Annotated in this window: 15 protein-coding genes and 1 tRNA gene; 9 read left to right on the top strand and 7 right to left on the bottom strand. The window is 41.6% G+C overall.

Annotated elements, in window-relative coordinates; translation table 11 throughout:
- Positions 1–15: 15 nt before the first annotated feature.
- The 3 genes from CL667_11040 to CL667_11030 all read left to right on the top strand — a co-directional run bounded on the left by CL667_11040 (position 16) and on the right by CL667_11030 (position 3,313).
- Positions 16–1,290 carry an MFS transporter gene (locus CL667_11040; protein MAL18237.1) on the top strand — a complete coding sequence of 425 codons (1,275 nt, stop codon included), beginning with the start codon at positions 16–18 and terminating at the stop codon, positions 1,288–1,290.
- A 73-nt stretch (positions 1,291–1,363) separates the two neighbouring features.
- A complete protein-coding gene (locus CL667_11035) occupies positions 1,364–2,002 on the top strand; it encodes a disulfide bond formation protein DsbA (protein MAL18236.1) in 639 nt (212 codons plus the stop codon).
- A gap of 171 nt (positions 2,003–2,173) precedes the next feature.
- Positions 2,174–3,313 carry a hypothetical protein gene (locus CL667_11030; GenBank protein MAL18235.1) on the top strand — a complete coding sequence of 380 codons (1,140 nt, stop codon included), beginning with the start codon at positions 2,174–2,176 and terminating at the stop codon, positions 3,311–3,313.
- A gap of 55 nt (positions 3,314–3,368) precedes the next feature.
- Here the strand turns inward: CL667_11030 and CL667_11025 are convergent, their stop codons facing one another.
- On the bottom strand, positions 3,369–4,124 hold the full coding sequence (locus CL667_11025; GenBank protein ID MAL18234.1) for a hypothetical protein: 756 nt from the start codon (positions 4,122–4,124) through the stop codon (positions 3,369–3,371).
- Positions 4,125–4,293: 169 nt separating this feature from the next.
- Here CL667_11025 and CL667_11020 point away from each other — a divergent pair, with 169 nt between their 5' ends.
- Positions 4,294–4,953, top strand: coding sequence for a phosphoadenylyl-sulfate reductase (locus CL667_11020; GenBank protein MAL18233.1), 660 nt, complete (start codon positions 4,294–4,296; stop codon positions 4,951–4,953).
- A gap of 4 nt (positions 4,954–4,957) precedes the next feature.
- On the opposite strand, the gene CL667_11015 is transcribed toward CL667_11020, so the two are convergent.
- Positions 4,958–5,299 carry a divalent-cation tolerance protein CutA gene (locus tag CL667_11015; GenBank protein ID MAL18232.1) on the bottom strand — a complete coding sequence of 114 codons (342 nt, stop codon included), beginning with the start codon at positions 5,297–5,299 and terminating at the stop codon, positions 4,958–4,960.
- Between the two features lie 154 nt (positions 5,300–5,453).
- Between CL667_11015 and CL667_11010 the strand changes: the two genes are divergently transcribed.
- The 5 genes from CL667_11010 to CL667_10990 all read left to right on the top strand — a co-directional run bounded on the left by CL667_11010 (position 5,454) and on the right by CL667_10990 (position 10,266).
- Positions 5,454–5,537: transfer RNA gene (locus CL667_11010), tRNA-Leu, on the top strand.
- A gap of 66 nt (positions 5,538–5,603) precedes the next feature.
- Entirely contained in the window at positions 5,604–6,899 is a 1,296-nt protein-coding gene (tig, locus tag CL667_11005) for a trigger factor (protein MAL18231.1), read from the top strand.
- An 18-nt stretch (positions 6,900–6,917) separates the two neighbouring features.
- Positions 6,918–7,571, top strand: a complete 654-nt coding sequence (gene clpP, locus CL667_11000) for an ATP-dependent Clp endopeptidase, proteolytic subunit ClpP (GenBank protein ID MAL18230.1) — start codon at positions 6,918–6,920, stop codon at positions 7,569–7,571.
- A gap of 28 nt (positions 7,572–7,599) precedes the next feature.
- On the top strand, positions 7,600–8,853 hold the full coding sequence (locus CL667_10995) for an ATP-dependent Clp protease ATP-binding subunit ClpX (protein MAL18229.1): 1,254 nt from the start codon (positions 7,600–7,602) through the stop codon (positions 8,851–8,853).
- A gap of 75 nt (positions 8,854–8,928) precedes the next feature.
- Positions 8,929–10,266, top strand: coding sequence for a two-component sensor histidine kinase (locus CL667_10990; protein MAL18228.1), 1,338 nt, complete (start codon positions 8,929–8,931; stop codon positions 10,264–10,266).
- On the opposite strand, the gene CL667_10985 is transcribed toward CL667_10990, so the two are convergent.
- The 5 genes from CL667_10985 to CL667_10965 form a co-directional block, all read right to left on the bottom strand.
- Positions 10,251–10,826, bottom strand: coding sequence for an RNA polymerase subunit sigma (locus tag CL667_10985; protein ID MAL18227.1), 576 nt, complete (start codon positions 10,824–10,826; stop codon positions 10,251–10,253). The genes CL667_10990 and CL667_10985 overlap by 16 nt on opposite strands.
- A 141-nt stretch (positions 10,827–10,967) precedes the next feature.
- Positions 10,968–11,693 carry a CPBP family intramembrane metalloprotease gene (locus tag CL667_10980; protein ID MAL18226.1) on the bottom strand — a complete coding sequence of 242 codons (726 nt, stop codon included), beginning with the start codon at positions 11,691–11,693 and terminating at the stop codon, positions 10,968–10,970.
- Positions 11,686–12,678, bottom strand: coding sequence for a hypothetical protein (locus CL667_10975; protein MAL18225.1), 993 nt, complete (start codon positions 12,676–12,678; stop codon positions 11,686–11,688). Before CL667_10975 ends, CL667_10980 begins: the two co-directional genes overlap by 8 nt.
- A complete protein-coding gene (locus tag CL667_10970; protein ID MAL18224.1) occupies positions 12,675–13,007 on the bottom strand; it encodes a hypothetical protein in 333 nt (110 codons plus the stop codon). The genes CL667_10975 and CL667_10970 overlap by 4 nt, the downstream gene beginning before the upstream one ends.
- Positions 13,004–14,188, bottom strand: coding sequence for a chorismate synthase (locus tag CL667_10965; GenBank protein ID MAL18223.1), 1,185 nt, complete (start codon positions 14,186–14,188; stop codon positions 13,004–13,006). The genes CL667_10970 and CL667_10965 overlap by 4 nt, the downstream gene beginning before the upstream one ends.
- Between the last annotated feature and the right edge of the window lie 11 nt (positions 14,189–14,199).

The raw sequence follows: 14,199 nt of genomic DNA, 5'->3' as shown, positions 1-14,199 counted from the left end.
AATAGAAATAGCGGTATCTTTGGAGCTCACTCACTCATAATTTTTAAGTACGCTAACACATTGAACTACATCAGCTTCGTTCTTCGAGAGAGAAAAGTTCTGAGCTTTGGATTGTCTTTCACCTTCTTTTCCAGTTTCGGACAGACATTCCTGATTTCACTTTTTGTCCCTTTTTTCCTTGCGGACTTCAACCTTTCTAATGCTGCTTTTGGCTCCATTTATTCTTTAGCCACGCTATCAAGTGCGGCTATTCTGCCTTACATGGGTAAGTGGATTGATCACCTCCCAATTGGCCGCTACAGTCTTTATGTAGCTTCGGGACTGTTTGTGGCTGCATTAACAATGTCCCTATCCTGGCACATTGCTTTTCTTTTTGCCGCAATCTTAATGCTCCGGTTGTCAGGACAAGGATTAAGCGGTCACACTGCTGAAACGGCAATGGCAAGATATTTCAAATTACAGCGTGGAAAAGCATTGAGTGTATCCAGTCTTGGCTATCCACTTGGGGAAGGCATCTTACCTTTATTGATGGCTGCTTTATTAGCCGTTGTAAGCTGGAGAATGGCTTGGGGAATTATAGCTGCAGTAATTGTCTTGGCCTTCATTCCATTTTTACTTTACGTTTTGCATAAAACCGAAATTGAGGAGACCAACCAAAAAGCTAAAGAAGCTTCTAATCAAGACGACTCATCTACGGCTCACGTGTATAGGAAAGTACTAACGGAACAGAGGTTTTGGTTAATCCTTCCCGCAGTTTTACTCCCTCCATTTTGGGTAACCGGGTTATTCTTGTATCAGGTTTCCATTGCTGAACAACTGGGCTGGACAGCTGCTATTATCGCCTCAGCTTTTGTGTTCTTTGCGGGCAGTAGAATTATAAGTTCGCTAAGCATCGGCCCTTTAATAGATAAGTGGAGTGCATCAACCATTTACCCTTTCTACCTAATTCCTTTTGGCGCTGGTTTATTTATAGCATTTCTTCAATCAGGCGTTTGGTCTGCTTTTGTCTATATGGCACTAGTAGGAATTACGATGGGTCTTGGAAGCACGACAAAATCGGCGCTTTTAACGGAACTTTATGGTGAAAATGTAATTGGCACCGTTCGTTCATTATTTGCCTCTATTATGGTCTTCAGTACCGCTATAAGTCCTTTCTTGATGGGATGGATGCTCGATCAACATGTTCCCATGGAGACGATCTTGCTAACCGCTATTGGTTCGGTCATAGTAGCAACAGGGCTGGCTTTTATAGGACTTTCATCCGAAAAAGAGCAACCCACCGCAAGTTAACCTCCACCTTTTGAACCTTCTGTTCGGACTTGCAGTTATTTAACTAACACCATCACAAAAATGAGTATTTGGAATGAAAATTGAGATTTGGTCTGACGTTGTTTGTCCCTACTGCTATATCGGTAAAAGACACCTTGAGCAAGCACTGGAGCAACTCCCGGATTTAGAGGTGGATATTACCTGGAGGAGCTTTGAGCTGAACCCCAATGCGCCCGTAAATTCTGATCTCGATATCTATGACACCCTAGCCAAGAAGTATGGGCGGGATCGTAACTGGGCTAAGCAAATGAATGATAATATGGTTCAAATGGCATCTAGTGTCGGCTTGAACTATGACATGGACCATGTTCAGCCAACCAACTCTTTTAATGCTCACCAACTCATTCACCTTGCTCAAGAAGAGAACAAACAGGATGAGATGAAAGAAGCTTTACTTTCGGCCTATTTCGAAAAAGGCAAACATATCGGCGATACCAAAACGCTTACCGAAATTGCAGAGCAGGTTGGCATCGATAAATCTAAAGCCGAAGAAACCATTCAAAACAACTCCTATTCTAACAAGGTTATGGAGGATGTAGAAAAAGCACATAAAATTGGTGTTCAGGGAGTACCGTTCTTTTACATCAACGAAAAATATGGCCTTTCCGGAGCCCAGCCGGTTGAAGTCTTCGTCGAAGCGTTGACTGAAATAGCTAAAGAAGCTAATTCCTGATAAAAACACAGAATTTGCTACCCATTGCCCTCCAAATGATTACAGACTAAGTTCTGTTTAATGATCAAGTACGACGAACAGCATTTCCTTTTGCAAAATTTAATCTCTGCTGTTTGTACGCATTCAGTTTTTAGAATAGATTTTAATTCTAATTGAAACCAACTTTTCGTTATGAGAAATCTTGTATTAGCTATTTTTTTAACCTCTTTGATGGCAGCTTGCGGACCTTCTGAAAATTCCGATAATGCTGCATTTGTGACTCTGCTTGGCAACGACACCCTTGCTGTTGAGCAGTTTGAAAAAACGGACTCAACCCTTACGGCTCGTGTTATTTTGAGAAGCCCTGAAGTTCAAATATCAACCTATCTACTCCATTTAGATGGCACAGGTGGTATTGAACGAATGGTTCAAACAGATCACTCTCCACTTAACGGTTTTGAAGACATGGGCGTTACTGCTCGGTCAATTAACAGAGTAGGGGACAGTCTGGAAGTTGAAATTCTTCGAAACGAAGAACTCATTTCCTACATGGCTCCCTACGAAGAAGGAGTTCTGCCTTTTATAGATATGATACACTGGCCATACGAACTCGCTTTTAACCGAGCTGCAGAAGTCAACAAAGACACCGTGATTCAGCCTCTTCTTTCAGGAAACCGTATTTCTGATTTCGTTATTGCACAAATTGAAGGAGACTCAATGACGGTACGCCACCCAACCCGTGGAGTAATGGGAGTCCGTGTAAACACGGATGGTGATATTCAACATCTGGATGCGGCTTTAACAACCCGAAAACTGAAAGTTACCCGCACCAATTCTTTAGATATGAATGCTCTGGCTAATCAATTCGGAAATGAGCCCGTTGGTGAATTATCAGGAGCTGTTAGCGCTGAGTTTGTATTCAAGGGTACTAATTTTCGGGTAGATTTTGGTTCGCCCAAAAAACGCGGTCGTGATTTATTCGGCAATATTGTCCCTTGGGGCGAACGCTGGAGAACTGGGGCAAACCGAGCTACTCACTTTTATACCTCTGAAGATCTAATGTTTGGTGATCTTGAGGTACCGGCTGGAGAATACACCTTATTTACTATTCCTGAACAAGATGGTGGCACACTCATCATCAATAAGCAAACCGGGCAAAATGGTCGCTCTTATGACGAAAGCCGTGATTTGGGTCGGGTGCCTATGGAAATTGCAACTACTGATGAAATGGTTGAAGCTTTTACGATCTCGGTTGAAGAGACGGAAGAAGGTGGAGAATTAAATCTCGCTTGGGGAAACACCGTTTTTAAAGCTGATTTTACAATCCAGTAAATCAGCATCGATAATTAAATTTATAGGGCACACTTTTTAAAGAAGTGTGCCTTTTTTATTTCTTACTCATAAATTTCTCCACCCGTTCAAGGTGCTTTTCATCAACCCACAAACTTGAGAAGGGTTCGATCTCTGCTTCCAGTGCTTCTTTTCGTTGAGGCGAAAATCTTGACGCTCCCTCTTTCAATGTTTTGATAAACACCCGGTCATTTTTTGTAAGCTTCTCTGCCCATTCCAGAGCTTCTTTTTCAAGATCAATTCCGGTTAGGATAAATTCTACAATTCCATTCTTCAGTGCGCTTTCTGCTGAAATTATTTCCGACTTCCCACACCACTCTAATGCTTTAGCCTTGCCAACTTTTTCAACCAGACGAGTCAAACCGCCCCAGCCGGGCACCAGGTAAAACCGACCTTGGGTAAAACCGAATTTCACCTTTGGTGCCGAGATCCTAAAATCAAAAGCCAGCATAAGCTCAATTCCACCTCCGTAGGCATCACCATTTATGCAGGCAACGGTCCAGCAAGGCAGCCGTTCAATTCGGTTGAAAAGGTCATGCATTCTCTTCGACATTTCCACGGCCTTGTCTTTGGATTTTATAGTGTGAAATTTTTTTAGATCTCCACCCGCCACAAAAGACTGATCACCAGCTCCACTCAAAATCAGCACCCGAATATCATCTTCTCTCTCAACCTGAGTTACTAATTCTTCCAGCTTCTCAATCACGTCAAAATCGACCGCATTTCTTGCTTTGGGTCTATTTATAGTGGCCCAAAGTATGTGTTCAGAAACTCTTTTTTGCTCGAGACTCATAGCTTTTTATTTCAAAATAGAAATATTAATCGTTTACACAGACCTATTTTCAAAAAAAGTTTTGAACTATTTCCAACTTAGGTCAACAGAAAAGCGCTTACACACTCTCTGGGATATTTTTCTGCCTCTAAATCATTGAAAATACCTGTGAAATGTGACATAATTAGGCATGAAATCCATCCCAACAAAAAGAATAAATCAAACACTTTCTTCCGCACACAACGATGTGCGGATTGCTCATATCCTGAATAAGTATCGGGAGAAGGTTTTGATTACTACTTCTTTTGGAACGACCTCTGCTCTTCTGATTCACATGATCAGCCGAATTCGGCAGAATCATCCTATTTACTTTATCAATACCGGATACCTGTTCCCTGAAACGCTGGAATATAAAGACCGGCTTGTGGAGCGGTATGGCGTAAATATCATAGATCATATTCCTGACGAAGAAAAACACCGGACTTCAAAAGACGATCAGTTGTGGGAATCAAATCCTGATTTATGCTGCAATTATAATAAAGTAGAACCCCTGGAAAAGATTAAGGAAAACCACACTGTTTGGATTTCGGGACTCATTGGCTACCAAAATAGCTACCGCAGCGGTCTTGAAATTCTGCAAAAGCGAGATGACCTCCACCGCTACTATCCGCTTATAGACTGGACGCCAGAAATGGTGGATGATTATTTTGAGAGTTACGGAATTCCACGCCACCCCTTAGAAAGATTCGGCTTTGACTCAATTGGCTGTACACACTGTACAAAAAAAGGCGATGGGCGAGATGGGCGCTGGGATGATTCAGATAAAACGGAGTGTGGACTCCACTGGTAGAATACTATATTTCAAACGGTTCTTTTGACATCTTTTCAAGCCACTCCAGATATTCCATGTTCCCCTCATCCTCAGTAATCGTTAAAGAAACAATAGCCGGCACATCATAGCTGTGCATTTCTTTTATCAACCTGGTTACTTTCTTAACACGGGAATAATGTGTTTTAATTAGCAATACGCATTCATTATCCTCTTTAACTTCACCTTCCCACTTGTAAATGGATTGCATTCCATCAATGATATTAGCACAAGCCGCGAGGTTTTGTTCTACCAATTTCCGGCCAATTTCTTGGGCTTCTTTTTTGTCTGAAGTCGTAATGTAAAGGAGACGAAGGTTTCTATACATAATGATTCAAAATATTCTATTTCAACGTCCAAATTCCAATCTTTTTTCATGACTTTACCTCTCAAGTGATAAAGTTCTTTTCAACTAACAGTTTATCTGGCTAAAAAGTTGAATTCAGAAAATGAAAGTCTTATCTTTGCAAGCTCTGAATTTTGCGAGAGTGGCGGAATTGGTAGACGCGCTAGATTTAGGATCTAGTATTTTAACCGATGTGGGGGTTCGAGTCCCCCCTCTCGTACTTCCTTCCTAATAAAAATTGAAATCCTGTTCATTTATTGAATTGCATAATTAAAGCGGAGAACACGTGGATATTTCTGTAGAAGAGCTCACATCTGTAGATAAAGAAGTTACTTTAAAAGCCAATCGAGAAGACCTTCAAGAAGACTTCGATAAAGCCTACAAAAAATATAAAAGCCAAATTCAGCTTCCTGGATTTCGTCCGGGCAAAGTGCCTATGGGTCTTGTAAAGAAACGCTTTGGCAAAGAGATTGAGCAAGAAGAGATCAGCAACATTGTTCAAAAGGTATTTGAAAAAGAAGTAGTGCCTGAATATGAGCCTGTTGGTGAAACAGAAATGGTTGATTTCCAGTGGGAGAACGATGAGCTTGAAGTGAAGTTCAAGATTGGCTCAAAACCAGAAGTTGAAGTTTCTGACCTGAGCAAAATTGAAGTGAACAAAATGGTTCACGATGTAACAGATGAAGAGGTTGACGAAGAAATTGAACGCACCCTGGAGAGAGAAGGGAACTGGGAAGACGTTGATGAGAAAGCAGAAGAAACATCTAAGCTGATTGTTGACGTTAGAACTCTGGATAAGGATGGAAATCCTGTTGAGGGAGAAATGGATGAGAATCAGGAAATAGATCTTCGACAGGAAGGCGCCAAAGAATTCCAGAAAGAGTTAGTTGGCAAAAAGCCTGGTGACGTCGTAAAAATGGAAATGGGCGAAGGTGATGACACTGATCGTTTTGAAGTCACTGTTAAAAAAGTTCAGAAGCTTCATAAAGCTGAAATGAACGAAGAGCTCATAAAAGAGCAAAGTAATGGCGAGGCGGAAAATGAAGATGAGTTTAAGAGCTACATCAAAAGCCGCATGCAGCAGTACTATGATCAAACAGCGGATGATCTTTTCAAGAATGATGTAGCCGATGCACTTGTTGAAGCTCATGACTTTGAAGTACCGGATACGTTCGTTGCTCAAATTCAGAGTTCTTATGTTGATCAGCTGAAGCAGCAACAGGGCGGACAGCTTCCTGAGCACTTTGATGCAACCACTTATAAAGATGGAATGAAAGACAGAGCTGTTCGTGAAGCTAAGTGGTCTTTTATTAGCAGCAAATTGCAAGAAACATTTGAAGAAATCGAAATAAAACCCGAAGATATCGATGAGCATTTAGCTGTTGAAGCGGCCCGTTACGGAATGGGTGCTGATCAGCTGAAGCAATATTACGCTCAAAACCCGAATATGCTTGAGCAGCTTCGAAGCAGCATTCGTGAGAATAAGGTTTTTGATATCCTTCAGGGTAAAGTAGCTATTAAAGAGCTCGGCAAAGACAAGTACCGCGAATTGCAGGAAAAGAAAGAAAAGAAGAACAAATAACCGATCACTCAGGACACTATGATTAAGGATCAACCGCTTTTTGAAGACCCGAATTTAGATTCCATTCAATCTATCCAGAATAACCTTGTACCAATGGTTGTTGAGTCAACCAGTCGGGGCGAGCGTGCTTATGATATTTATTCTCGTCTGCTTAAGGACCGAATTATTATTATGGGTTCTCCGGTAAATGATACCGTTGCAAGCTCTATCATGGCTCAGCTGCTGTTTTTGGAATCTGAAGATCCTGAGAAAGACATCAACTTTTATATTAATAGTCCCGGTGGCGTTGTTTCAGCCGGTTTAGCTATTTATGATACCATCCAGCACATTAAGTGTGATGTTGCCACTACCTGCATGGGAATGGCCGCAAGTATGGGCGCTGTGTTGTTGACTGCGGGAACCAAAGGTAAGAGAAGTTGCCTCCCTCACTCACGAGTTATGATTCACCAGCCACTCGGCGGCACCAGAGGTCAGGCCAGCGATATTGAGATTGAAGCTCGGGAAATTCTGCGTGTCAAAAAGGAATTGAGCCAAATCCTTGCGGATCACAGTGACAAAACGGTTGAGCAAATTATGGAAGATTCAGACCGCAACAACTGGATGACTGCACAGGAAGCAAAAGACTACGGCTTGATCGATAACGTACTCTCAAAGCCTAGCAGTTCTAAATAATCGGCATTTTCATTAAATTGAGCTTGTTATGAGCGACAAAGAGAAAAATAGTGATATAGTACACTGCTCCTTTTGCAGCCGTTCCAGTCTGGAAGTGAACAGTATGGTAGCAGGTCCTGGAGTTTATATCTGCGACCGGTGTGTAGAAGACGCCTCCAGCATCATCCAAAGTGACTTGGCTTCTTTAGCTCGAAGAAGAGAGAAGAGCTTCAAGCCCATGCTTAAGCCCGTTGAGATCAAAAACAAGCTGGATGAATATGTAATCGGACAGGAACTTGCTAAAAAGACCTTATCTGTAGCGGTTTACAATCATTACAAGCGTATTTCTGCTGAAACTGCTGAAATTGATGATACTCAGATTGAGAAGTCTAACATCATGATGCTTGGACCTACGGGTAGTGGTAAGACGTTACTGGCCCGAACGCTTGCAAGAGTTATCGATGTCCCTTTCACCATTGCTGATGCAACGGTTTTAACAGAAGCCGGTTATGTAGGAGAGGATGTTGAAAGCATCTTGAGTAATCTTCTACAAGCAGCTGATTATGATGTTGAGCGTGCAAAGCGAGGAATCGTATATATTGACGAGGTGGACAAAGTAGCTCGCAAGAGTGATAATGCCTCAATAACTCGCGATGTAAGCGGAGAGGGCGTCCAGCAGGCTTTATTAAAGATTTTAGAAGGCACCGTCGCAAACATTCCACCAAAAGGCGGAAGAAAACATCCGGAACAGAGTTTTATACAGCTGGATACCGCTAATATTTTATTTATTTGTGGTGGAGCATTTTCCGGATTGGAAGAAATCATTTCCCGTCGGCTTTCCACAAGCTCAATGGGCTTCCATTCCAAAGACCAGGTTAAATTCAATAAAGAGGATCCTGAGATTTTCACACACGTTGAGCCGGAAGACCTTCAGCACTTTGGCCTAATACCTGAACTTATAGGCCGACTTCCGGTAATCAGTGGATTACATGAGCTCTCAGATGATGCTATGCTTGATATCCTTCAAACGCCTAAAAACGCATTGGTTAAGCAGTACAAGAAACTGTTTAACATGGAAGATGTAGAGCTCGAGATCGAAGAAGCAGCTTTAAAGGCAATTGTTAAAAAGGCAAAAGCTCGGAAAACGGGTGCACGTGGATTACGCTCTATCATGGAAGCAGCCATGCTCGACATTATGTTTAGTCTGCCTTCTATGAAGAATATAGCACGTTGCGTAATAACTGAGGAGACGATAGAGAAACAAGCTCCTCCGGTTTACGAAAAGCAAAAAGCTTCCGCTTAAAAATCAGCCTCTCACATGAGAGGCTTTTTTGTTCTATTTCCTTTCCTATATTCAGCTAAAGGATTTTCTCTGCTTATGAAATTATTTGTTCCTTCTAATCGAATAAAGCTGATTTTAGTATTGTTGCTCATCTTTTTAGGGGTGGGCTCGGTTATCTATAACCAATATCTTGTTGCTAAAATCCTTGAACAGGAACGCTCCAGTGTTGAATTATGGACTCGGGCTATTGAGTTCAACAGTCAGCTTGTGGATGAACAAGCCTCCACAAAGCTCCTCAATGCTGTTCAAATCTTAGGGAGTATCGAAGAAGTTCCCGACAGTGTTATAGCCATGATTCAGGATGCAGAGTCCATTCGTAACTCAACGGATTTTGTAACCGAAGAAATCATACTGGAAGATCGCTTTAAAATTCCGACAATCGTCATCGACTCAACCGATGTTATCTTGCATGAGCGGAATATTGATCCTGGAATCATGAACTCTAAACAAAAGAGAAGCGAATTAGTCCGCGAGTTTAAAAGCCTGAACAACCCAATTGATTTTGTAATTGGAGATCAAAACCGGCAAATAACGCAGTTCGTTTATTATGGTGAAAGTCCTACCGTCCAGATGCTCCGTTATTTTCCTTACATCCAGATTTTATTATTGGGATTACTTTTGGGAATCGGGTATACCACTTATCGAAGTATAACACGCTCTGAACAATCTAACCTTTGGGTGGGAATGGCTAAAGAGGCTGCTCACCAGCTTGGCACACCTATTTCAAGTTTGTACGGTTGGCTTCAACTTTTGAAGGATGAGTATCGGTATGAAGAAACAGCTACTAACATTGCCAATGAAATTGAAAAGGATATCCAGCGGCTTCGTGGTGTGGCTGAACGCTTTGGGAAGATTGGTTCTGAACCGGAATTAAAGTCTACAGATATTGAACCTATCTTAGAGCAGGTCATGGTTTATATGGAGCGACGACTGCCTCGCTTGGGTAAGTCTATTCAAGTAAAGAAGAACCTGAATGCCAAAGCTAAAGTCCGCACTAATCCAGAACTACTTCAGTGGGCTGTGGAGAATCTTGTTAAAAATGCAATGGATTCTCTAAAGGATCAGAAAGATGACGCTTACATCTCTATCACTTCAAAAGTACAAGAGGGGGAGGTCATTATTGATATTGAAGATTCGGGAAGCGGAATAGAGATTCAGAATATCAAGAACATCTTCAAACCGGGCTTCAGTACCAAGAAAAGAGGGTGGGGATTAGGATTAAGTCTTACAAAAAGGATTATTGAAGAATATCACCACGGCAGCGTATTTGTTTTACGGTCTGAGCTTAATGAAGGAACAACAATGAGGGTTACGCTGGCTATCGAAAACAGTGCAGATGAGGTTCAGCCGCTCATCGATCAGTCACCCGTGTAGCCACGCTTCTTAGCGTATTCCAGCAATTCTGTTTTGAGAAGATTTCTGCCACGATGCAGGCGTGAACGAATAGTTCCGATCGGCACATCCAGCATGTTTGCTATTTCCTCGTAGGTATAACCATCCACATCACATAACAGAACAACCGTTCTAAAATCTTCTGGCAGTCGCGTCAATGCTTCAGAAAGATCGTCATCCATCATTTCACGAAACATTAGGCTTTCTAAATCTGATGTCTCCGTTCTTTCTGCCCGAATTGATTCGTAGTAGGAAGAAACCTCATCATAATCTACCTGTGAGGGCTTCTTTGATGTTTTACGGTAATTGTTGATGAATGAGTTTTTAAGAATACGAAACATCCATGCCTTAGCATTGGTGCCTTTCTCATAACTGCTAAAAAACCGATAAGCTTTGACGATGGTGTCTTGAACTAAATCCTCAGCATCATTAGGATCTGTGGTGAGCCGCAGTGCAAAATTATATAGCGCATCCATATGAGGAATAATTTCCTCATCAAAGTCTTTCTGCTTTTTCTGTTCATCTCTCGTTAATTGAGACATTTATCCATCCCTTATTTCTTCAATATACACGGAACCGTACTTATTACTACTACGTTCTTATATCTTTAACGGTTTCCTATAGTACCCAAAGAATGCTTTAATATTAAATAGATTATATTGATCGACTCATTCAGGTTTATTTTATCCCAAGAATGTGATCACCATTATATCATAAATGGCATGAGTCCAGGCTGCCACACCAAATCCTCTCCAAACATAAATCCCATTGAGTATTAAACCAAATAAAAAGCGATATAAAAAGGATCCCATCGTGAAGGCATCACCCATATCGCCAATGTAATGCACCGCAGAGAATAACAGCGCTGAAAGGACTACCGCAGCGGTAACACCTGCCCATTTCTTCCCTAAAATTTTTGTAAAAACAAGTATAAACGCCGTCACCAATATCACTCTAAAAAATAATTCCTCATACAAACCGGCTCCTAAAGATAGTGCCAGTTTCTGCATCATGGTTAGTGTTTCGATAGGATCACTGGCGGCAAGATTGAGGACCAAAGACACCAGCGACTGACTAATCATAGCAACCACAATAGCATAGATTGTAGACTCTAATATCAGTATGGGAAAGTACGAAAACTTGAGTGTCTTTAACCGATCTCTTTCCCTGTAAATAATAAAAAGCCCAACTATTACTACAACAAGCAAAGAAAATGAGACTGCATTCACACCCAGGTATGTGAATAAACTTTTGATCCAAACATCTACGCTGATTCGGACAATAGCATCTCCTTCAGGCTGTGAAATTATAATCAGGAATTCATAAAGAATAAATAGAGGCAGACTTACCAGAAAGCTATAAAGGAGATTGTCAGTATTCTCGAAATATGATTTAACAGGATTACTCATTCACTTCTGTGTAAATGGTTACAGCAGGCTGCGCCGATTGATTGAGCCTTAGTGTACTAAATGCGCTCTGTGAAAGTTTCAGACCTGAGCCTGTAATACGATCATTAATTCGAACATAAACCCCATTACCTGTTTCTGTATTCTCTAAAAATATGATGCTTCCCAATGCAATATTTGAGTGCGCGGCAGTAAGAGCTTCCGGGTCGTATAACTCCCCATTTGTTGTTGTTTCACCAACTTCGGAATCATCATACCTTATCACATTTACTTCTCCTAAATCCTGGAGATTTGCTTTCTGTAAGTAAGGGTTTTCATATGTCCTTGAAGGAGGGAGTAAAACCGTCAGCTCCTGCCCTTCAGCTAAAAGATTAGGTTGCAGCTCAGGATTAAGCAAAGTGAATTCTCTTTCCGTCATCCTAAACTTTGTAAGTAAATCATTCAGTATTTCCCCTTGCTGCACTTCATAAATTGAGAAAACTCCCTGGGGTGATGATTCTTCTGAAAATTTAGAAACTGATGGGGCTGCACTTGCCTGTTTTTTAACTGCCAGTTTTTGTCCAATGCTTAAATTTGACCCTGATATGTTATTTAAAGTCCGCAACTGATCTACCGTCATGTTGTGATCTCTTGCAATTTCGTACAAGGTATCTCCGCTTTTAACTATGTAGAAAACATTTTGGGTGTTCGGAGTGCGGTTTACCAGAGGATCTGAAGGTTCTACAACTGGTTCTTCTGTTTGAGTTGTTTCTGGTGATGGAAGGTAATAGACCAGTTCTTGCCCCAGCTCAATATCATTGCCTTCAATGTCATTCCATTGCTGTAACTCAGCAATCGTCACATTTAATTGTTTAGAAATACCATATAAGGTATCTCCCGACTTCACCTTGTAGGTTGCTTGCTCTTGAGCAATTGCAGTTACACTGACGAAAAACATTAAGACACATACGGCAAACAATGCCTTTTTTAAAAAACCTTTTTTTCTCATGACTCATCTTCCATTTCTATTTCAAGATTCAATAAAGCGCCAGACAACTCTGATTTTGTATGGTTGTCACCCTGTTCTTCTGCCACTTCTATACCCTTTTTATAGGTCTCTAAAGCCTTTTTGTTCTCTCCTAATTCAACATATAATTTTGCCAAATGGTAATAGACTCCAACGTATTCAGGGTCTGAGTTTTCAATGGCCTCAAACAACACCCTCGCCTTCGCAGTCTCATCAATCTTTAGCATCTCTAAAGCTAATGTGAACTTATAAAAAGAATCATCTGGATGTTCCTTCACCGCTTTTGCTAACGTTGAAATCCTTGAGCTCATTGCGTGGCACTTTTAAAATTTGCCTCAATTTCAGCTAATGAATCTCCACCAAACTTCTCTAAAAATGCATTAGCTATGACGGGAGCAACCACGCTTTCAGCAACCACAATTGCCCGCGGAAGCGCACAAACATCTGACCGTTCATATCGGGTCTCTGTTTCTTTTTTGGTGATCATATCTACTGTGCTTAAAGGGTTCAGCATGGTTGGGATAGGTTTCATCACTCCTTTTATGATGATAGGCATACCTGTACTCATACCGCCTTCAATCCCACCCATTCTGTTTGTTCTTCTTTTAAAAGAAGATCCATCGTGTGTAATTTCATCATGCACCTCGTGGCCGGGGCGGTGGCCTGCCTCAAAACCCAAACCAATTTCCACGCCTTTCATAGCCTGAGTTCCCATTATTACCTGAGCTAACTGACCATCCAACTTCCTATCCCAATGCACATAGCTTCCCAAGCCTGCAGGTAAACCTGTAATTACAATTTCATAAATACCACCTAGCGAAGACCCTTCTTTACGCCTCACTTTGATTTCTTCGCGCATTTCTTCTGAAAGTTTTTGGTCAAGACAGCGCACATCTGATTCATCAGCGGCCTTATAAATAGATTCTGCACCATTTTCTATTAATGGATCAGCAATGTTGCGGATATCCTCCCAGCCATCAAAACCAACTGAGCCAATTCGGAGTACATGACCGCCAATTTCGATTCCAAAATGCTTTAAAAATTGCCTGGCAACGCTACAGCATGCTACACGCATTGCTGTCTCCCGAGCACTGGAACGTTCAATGACAGGCCTGATGTCGTCAAAGTTATACTTTTGAGCACCCACTAAATCAGCATGTCCCGGACGAGGCAGGGTAATTTTTTCGATTCCATCAGCCTCTTCCTTTTTGTTCATCACTGTTGGCCATCCAGCATCATCTTTTTGAAATGCGCGGTTCGGCATTGTCATTGCGATGGGCCCGCCCATAGTTTTTCCAAACCGAAGGCCGGAAGTAATAGTGGCAAAATCTTTTTCAAATGCCATTCTTCCGCCACGGCCATAACCTTGTTGTCGTCGAACCAAGTGTGTCGCAATATAATCTTCACTAAGTGGAACTCCAGCCGGCATTCCCTCAACGATTCCTGTTAATTCCGGTCCATGTGATTCACCAGCTGTTATATATCTTATCATTCGTCTTTTTG

The organism is Balneola sp. (genome assembly GCA_002694685.1).
GTDB lineage: Bacteria > Bacteroidota > Rhodothermia > Balneolales > Balneolaceae > Gracilimonas.
This window is presented reverse-complemented; position numbering and strand designations above follow the sequence as displayed.

What these genes read in the sequence shown, in the direction of transcription:
- CL667_10970 (MAL18224.1), bottom strand. Translation starts at nt 13,007, where the DNA reads ATGAGCTCAAGGATTTCAACGTTAGCAAAAGCGGTGAAGGAACATCCA.
- CL667_11015 (MAL18232.1), bottom strand. Translation starts at nt 5,299, where the DNA reads ATGTATAGAAACCTTCGTCTCCTTTACATTACGACTTCAGACAAAAAA.
- CL667_10975 (MAL18225.1), bottom strand. Translation starts at nt 12,678, where the DNA reads ATGAGAAAAAAAGGTTTTTTAAAAAAGGCATTGTTTGCCGTATGTGTC.
- CL667_11035 (MAL18236.1), top strand. Translation starts at nt 1,364, where the DNA reads ATGAAAATTGAGATTTGGTCTGACGTTGTTTGTCCCTACTGCTATATC.
- CL667_10965 (MAL18223.1), bottom strand. Translation starts at nt 14,188, where the DNA reads ATGATAAGATATATAACAGCTGGTGAATCACATGGACCGGAATTAACA.
- CL667_10980 (MAL18226.1), bottom strand. Translation starts at nt 11,693, where the DNA reads ATGAGTAATCCTGTTAAATCATATTTCGAGAATACTGACAATCTCCTT.
- CL667_11025 (MAL18234.1), bottom strand. Translation starts at nt 4,124, where the DNA reads ATGAGTCTCGAGCAAAAAAGAGTTTCTGAACACATACTTTGGGCCACT.
- CL667_11030 (MAL18235.1), top strand. Translation starts at nt 2,174, where the DNA reads ATGAGAAATCTTGTATTAGCTATTTTTTTAACCTCTTTGATGGCAGCT.
- clpP (MAL18230.1), top strand. Translation starts at nt 6,918, where the DNA reads ATGATTAAGGATCAACCGCTTTTTGAAGACCCGAATTTAGATTCCATT.
- CL667_10990 (MAL18228.1), top strand. Translation starts at nt 8,929, where the DNA reads ATGAAATTATTTGTTCCTTCTAATCGAATAAAGCTGATTTTAGTATTG.
- CL667_11020 (MAL18233.1), top strand. Translation starts at nt 4,294, where the DNA reads ATGAAATCCATCCCAACAAAAAGAATAAATCAAACACTTTCTTCCGCA.
- CL667_10985 (MAL18227.1), bottom strand. Translation starts at nt 10,826, where the DNA reads ATGTCTCAATTAACGAGAGATGAACAGAAAAAGCAGAAAGACTTTGAT.
- CL667_10995 (MAL18229.1), top strand. Translation starts at nt 7,600, where the DNA reads ATGAGCGACAAAGAGAAAAATAGTGATATAGTACACTGCTCCTTTTGC.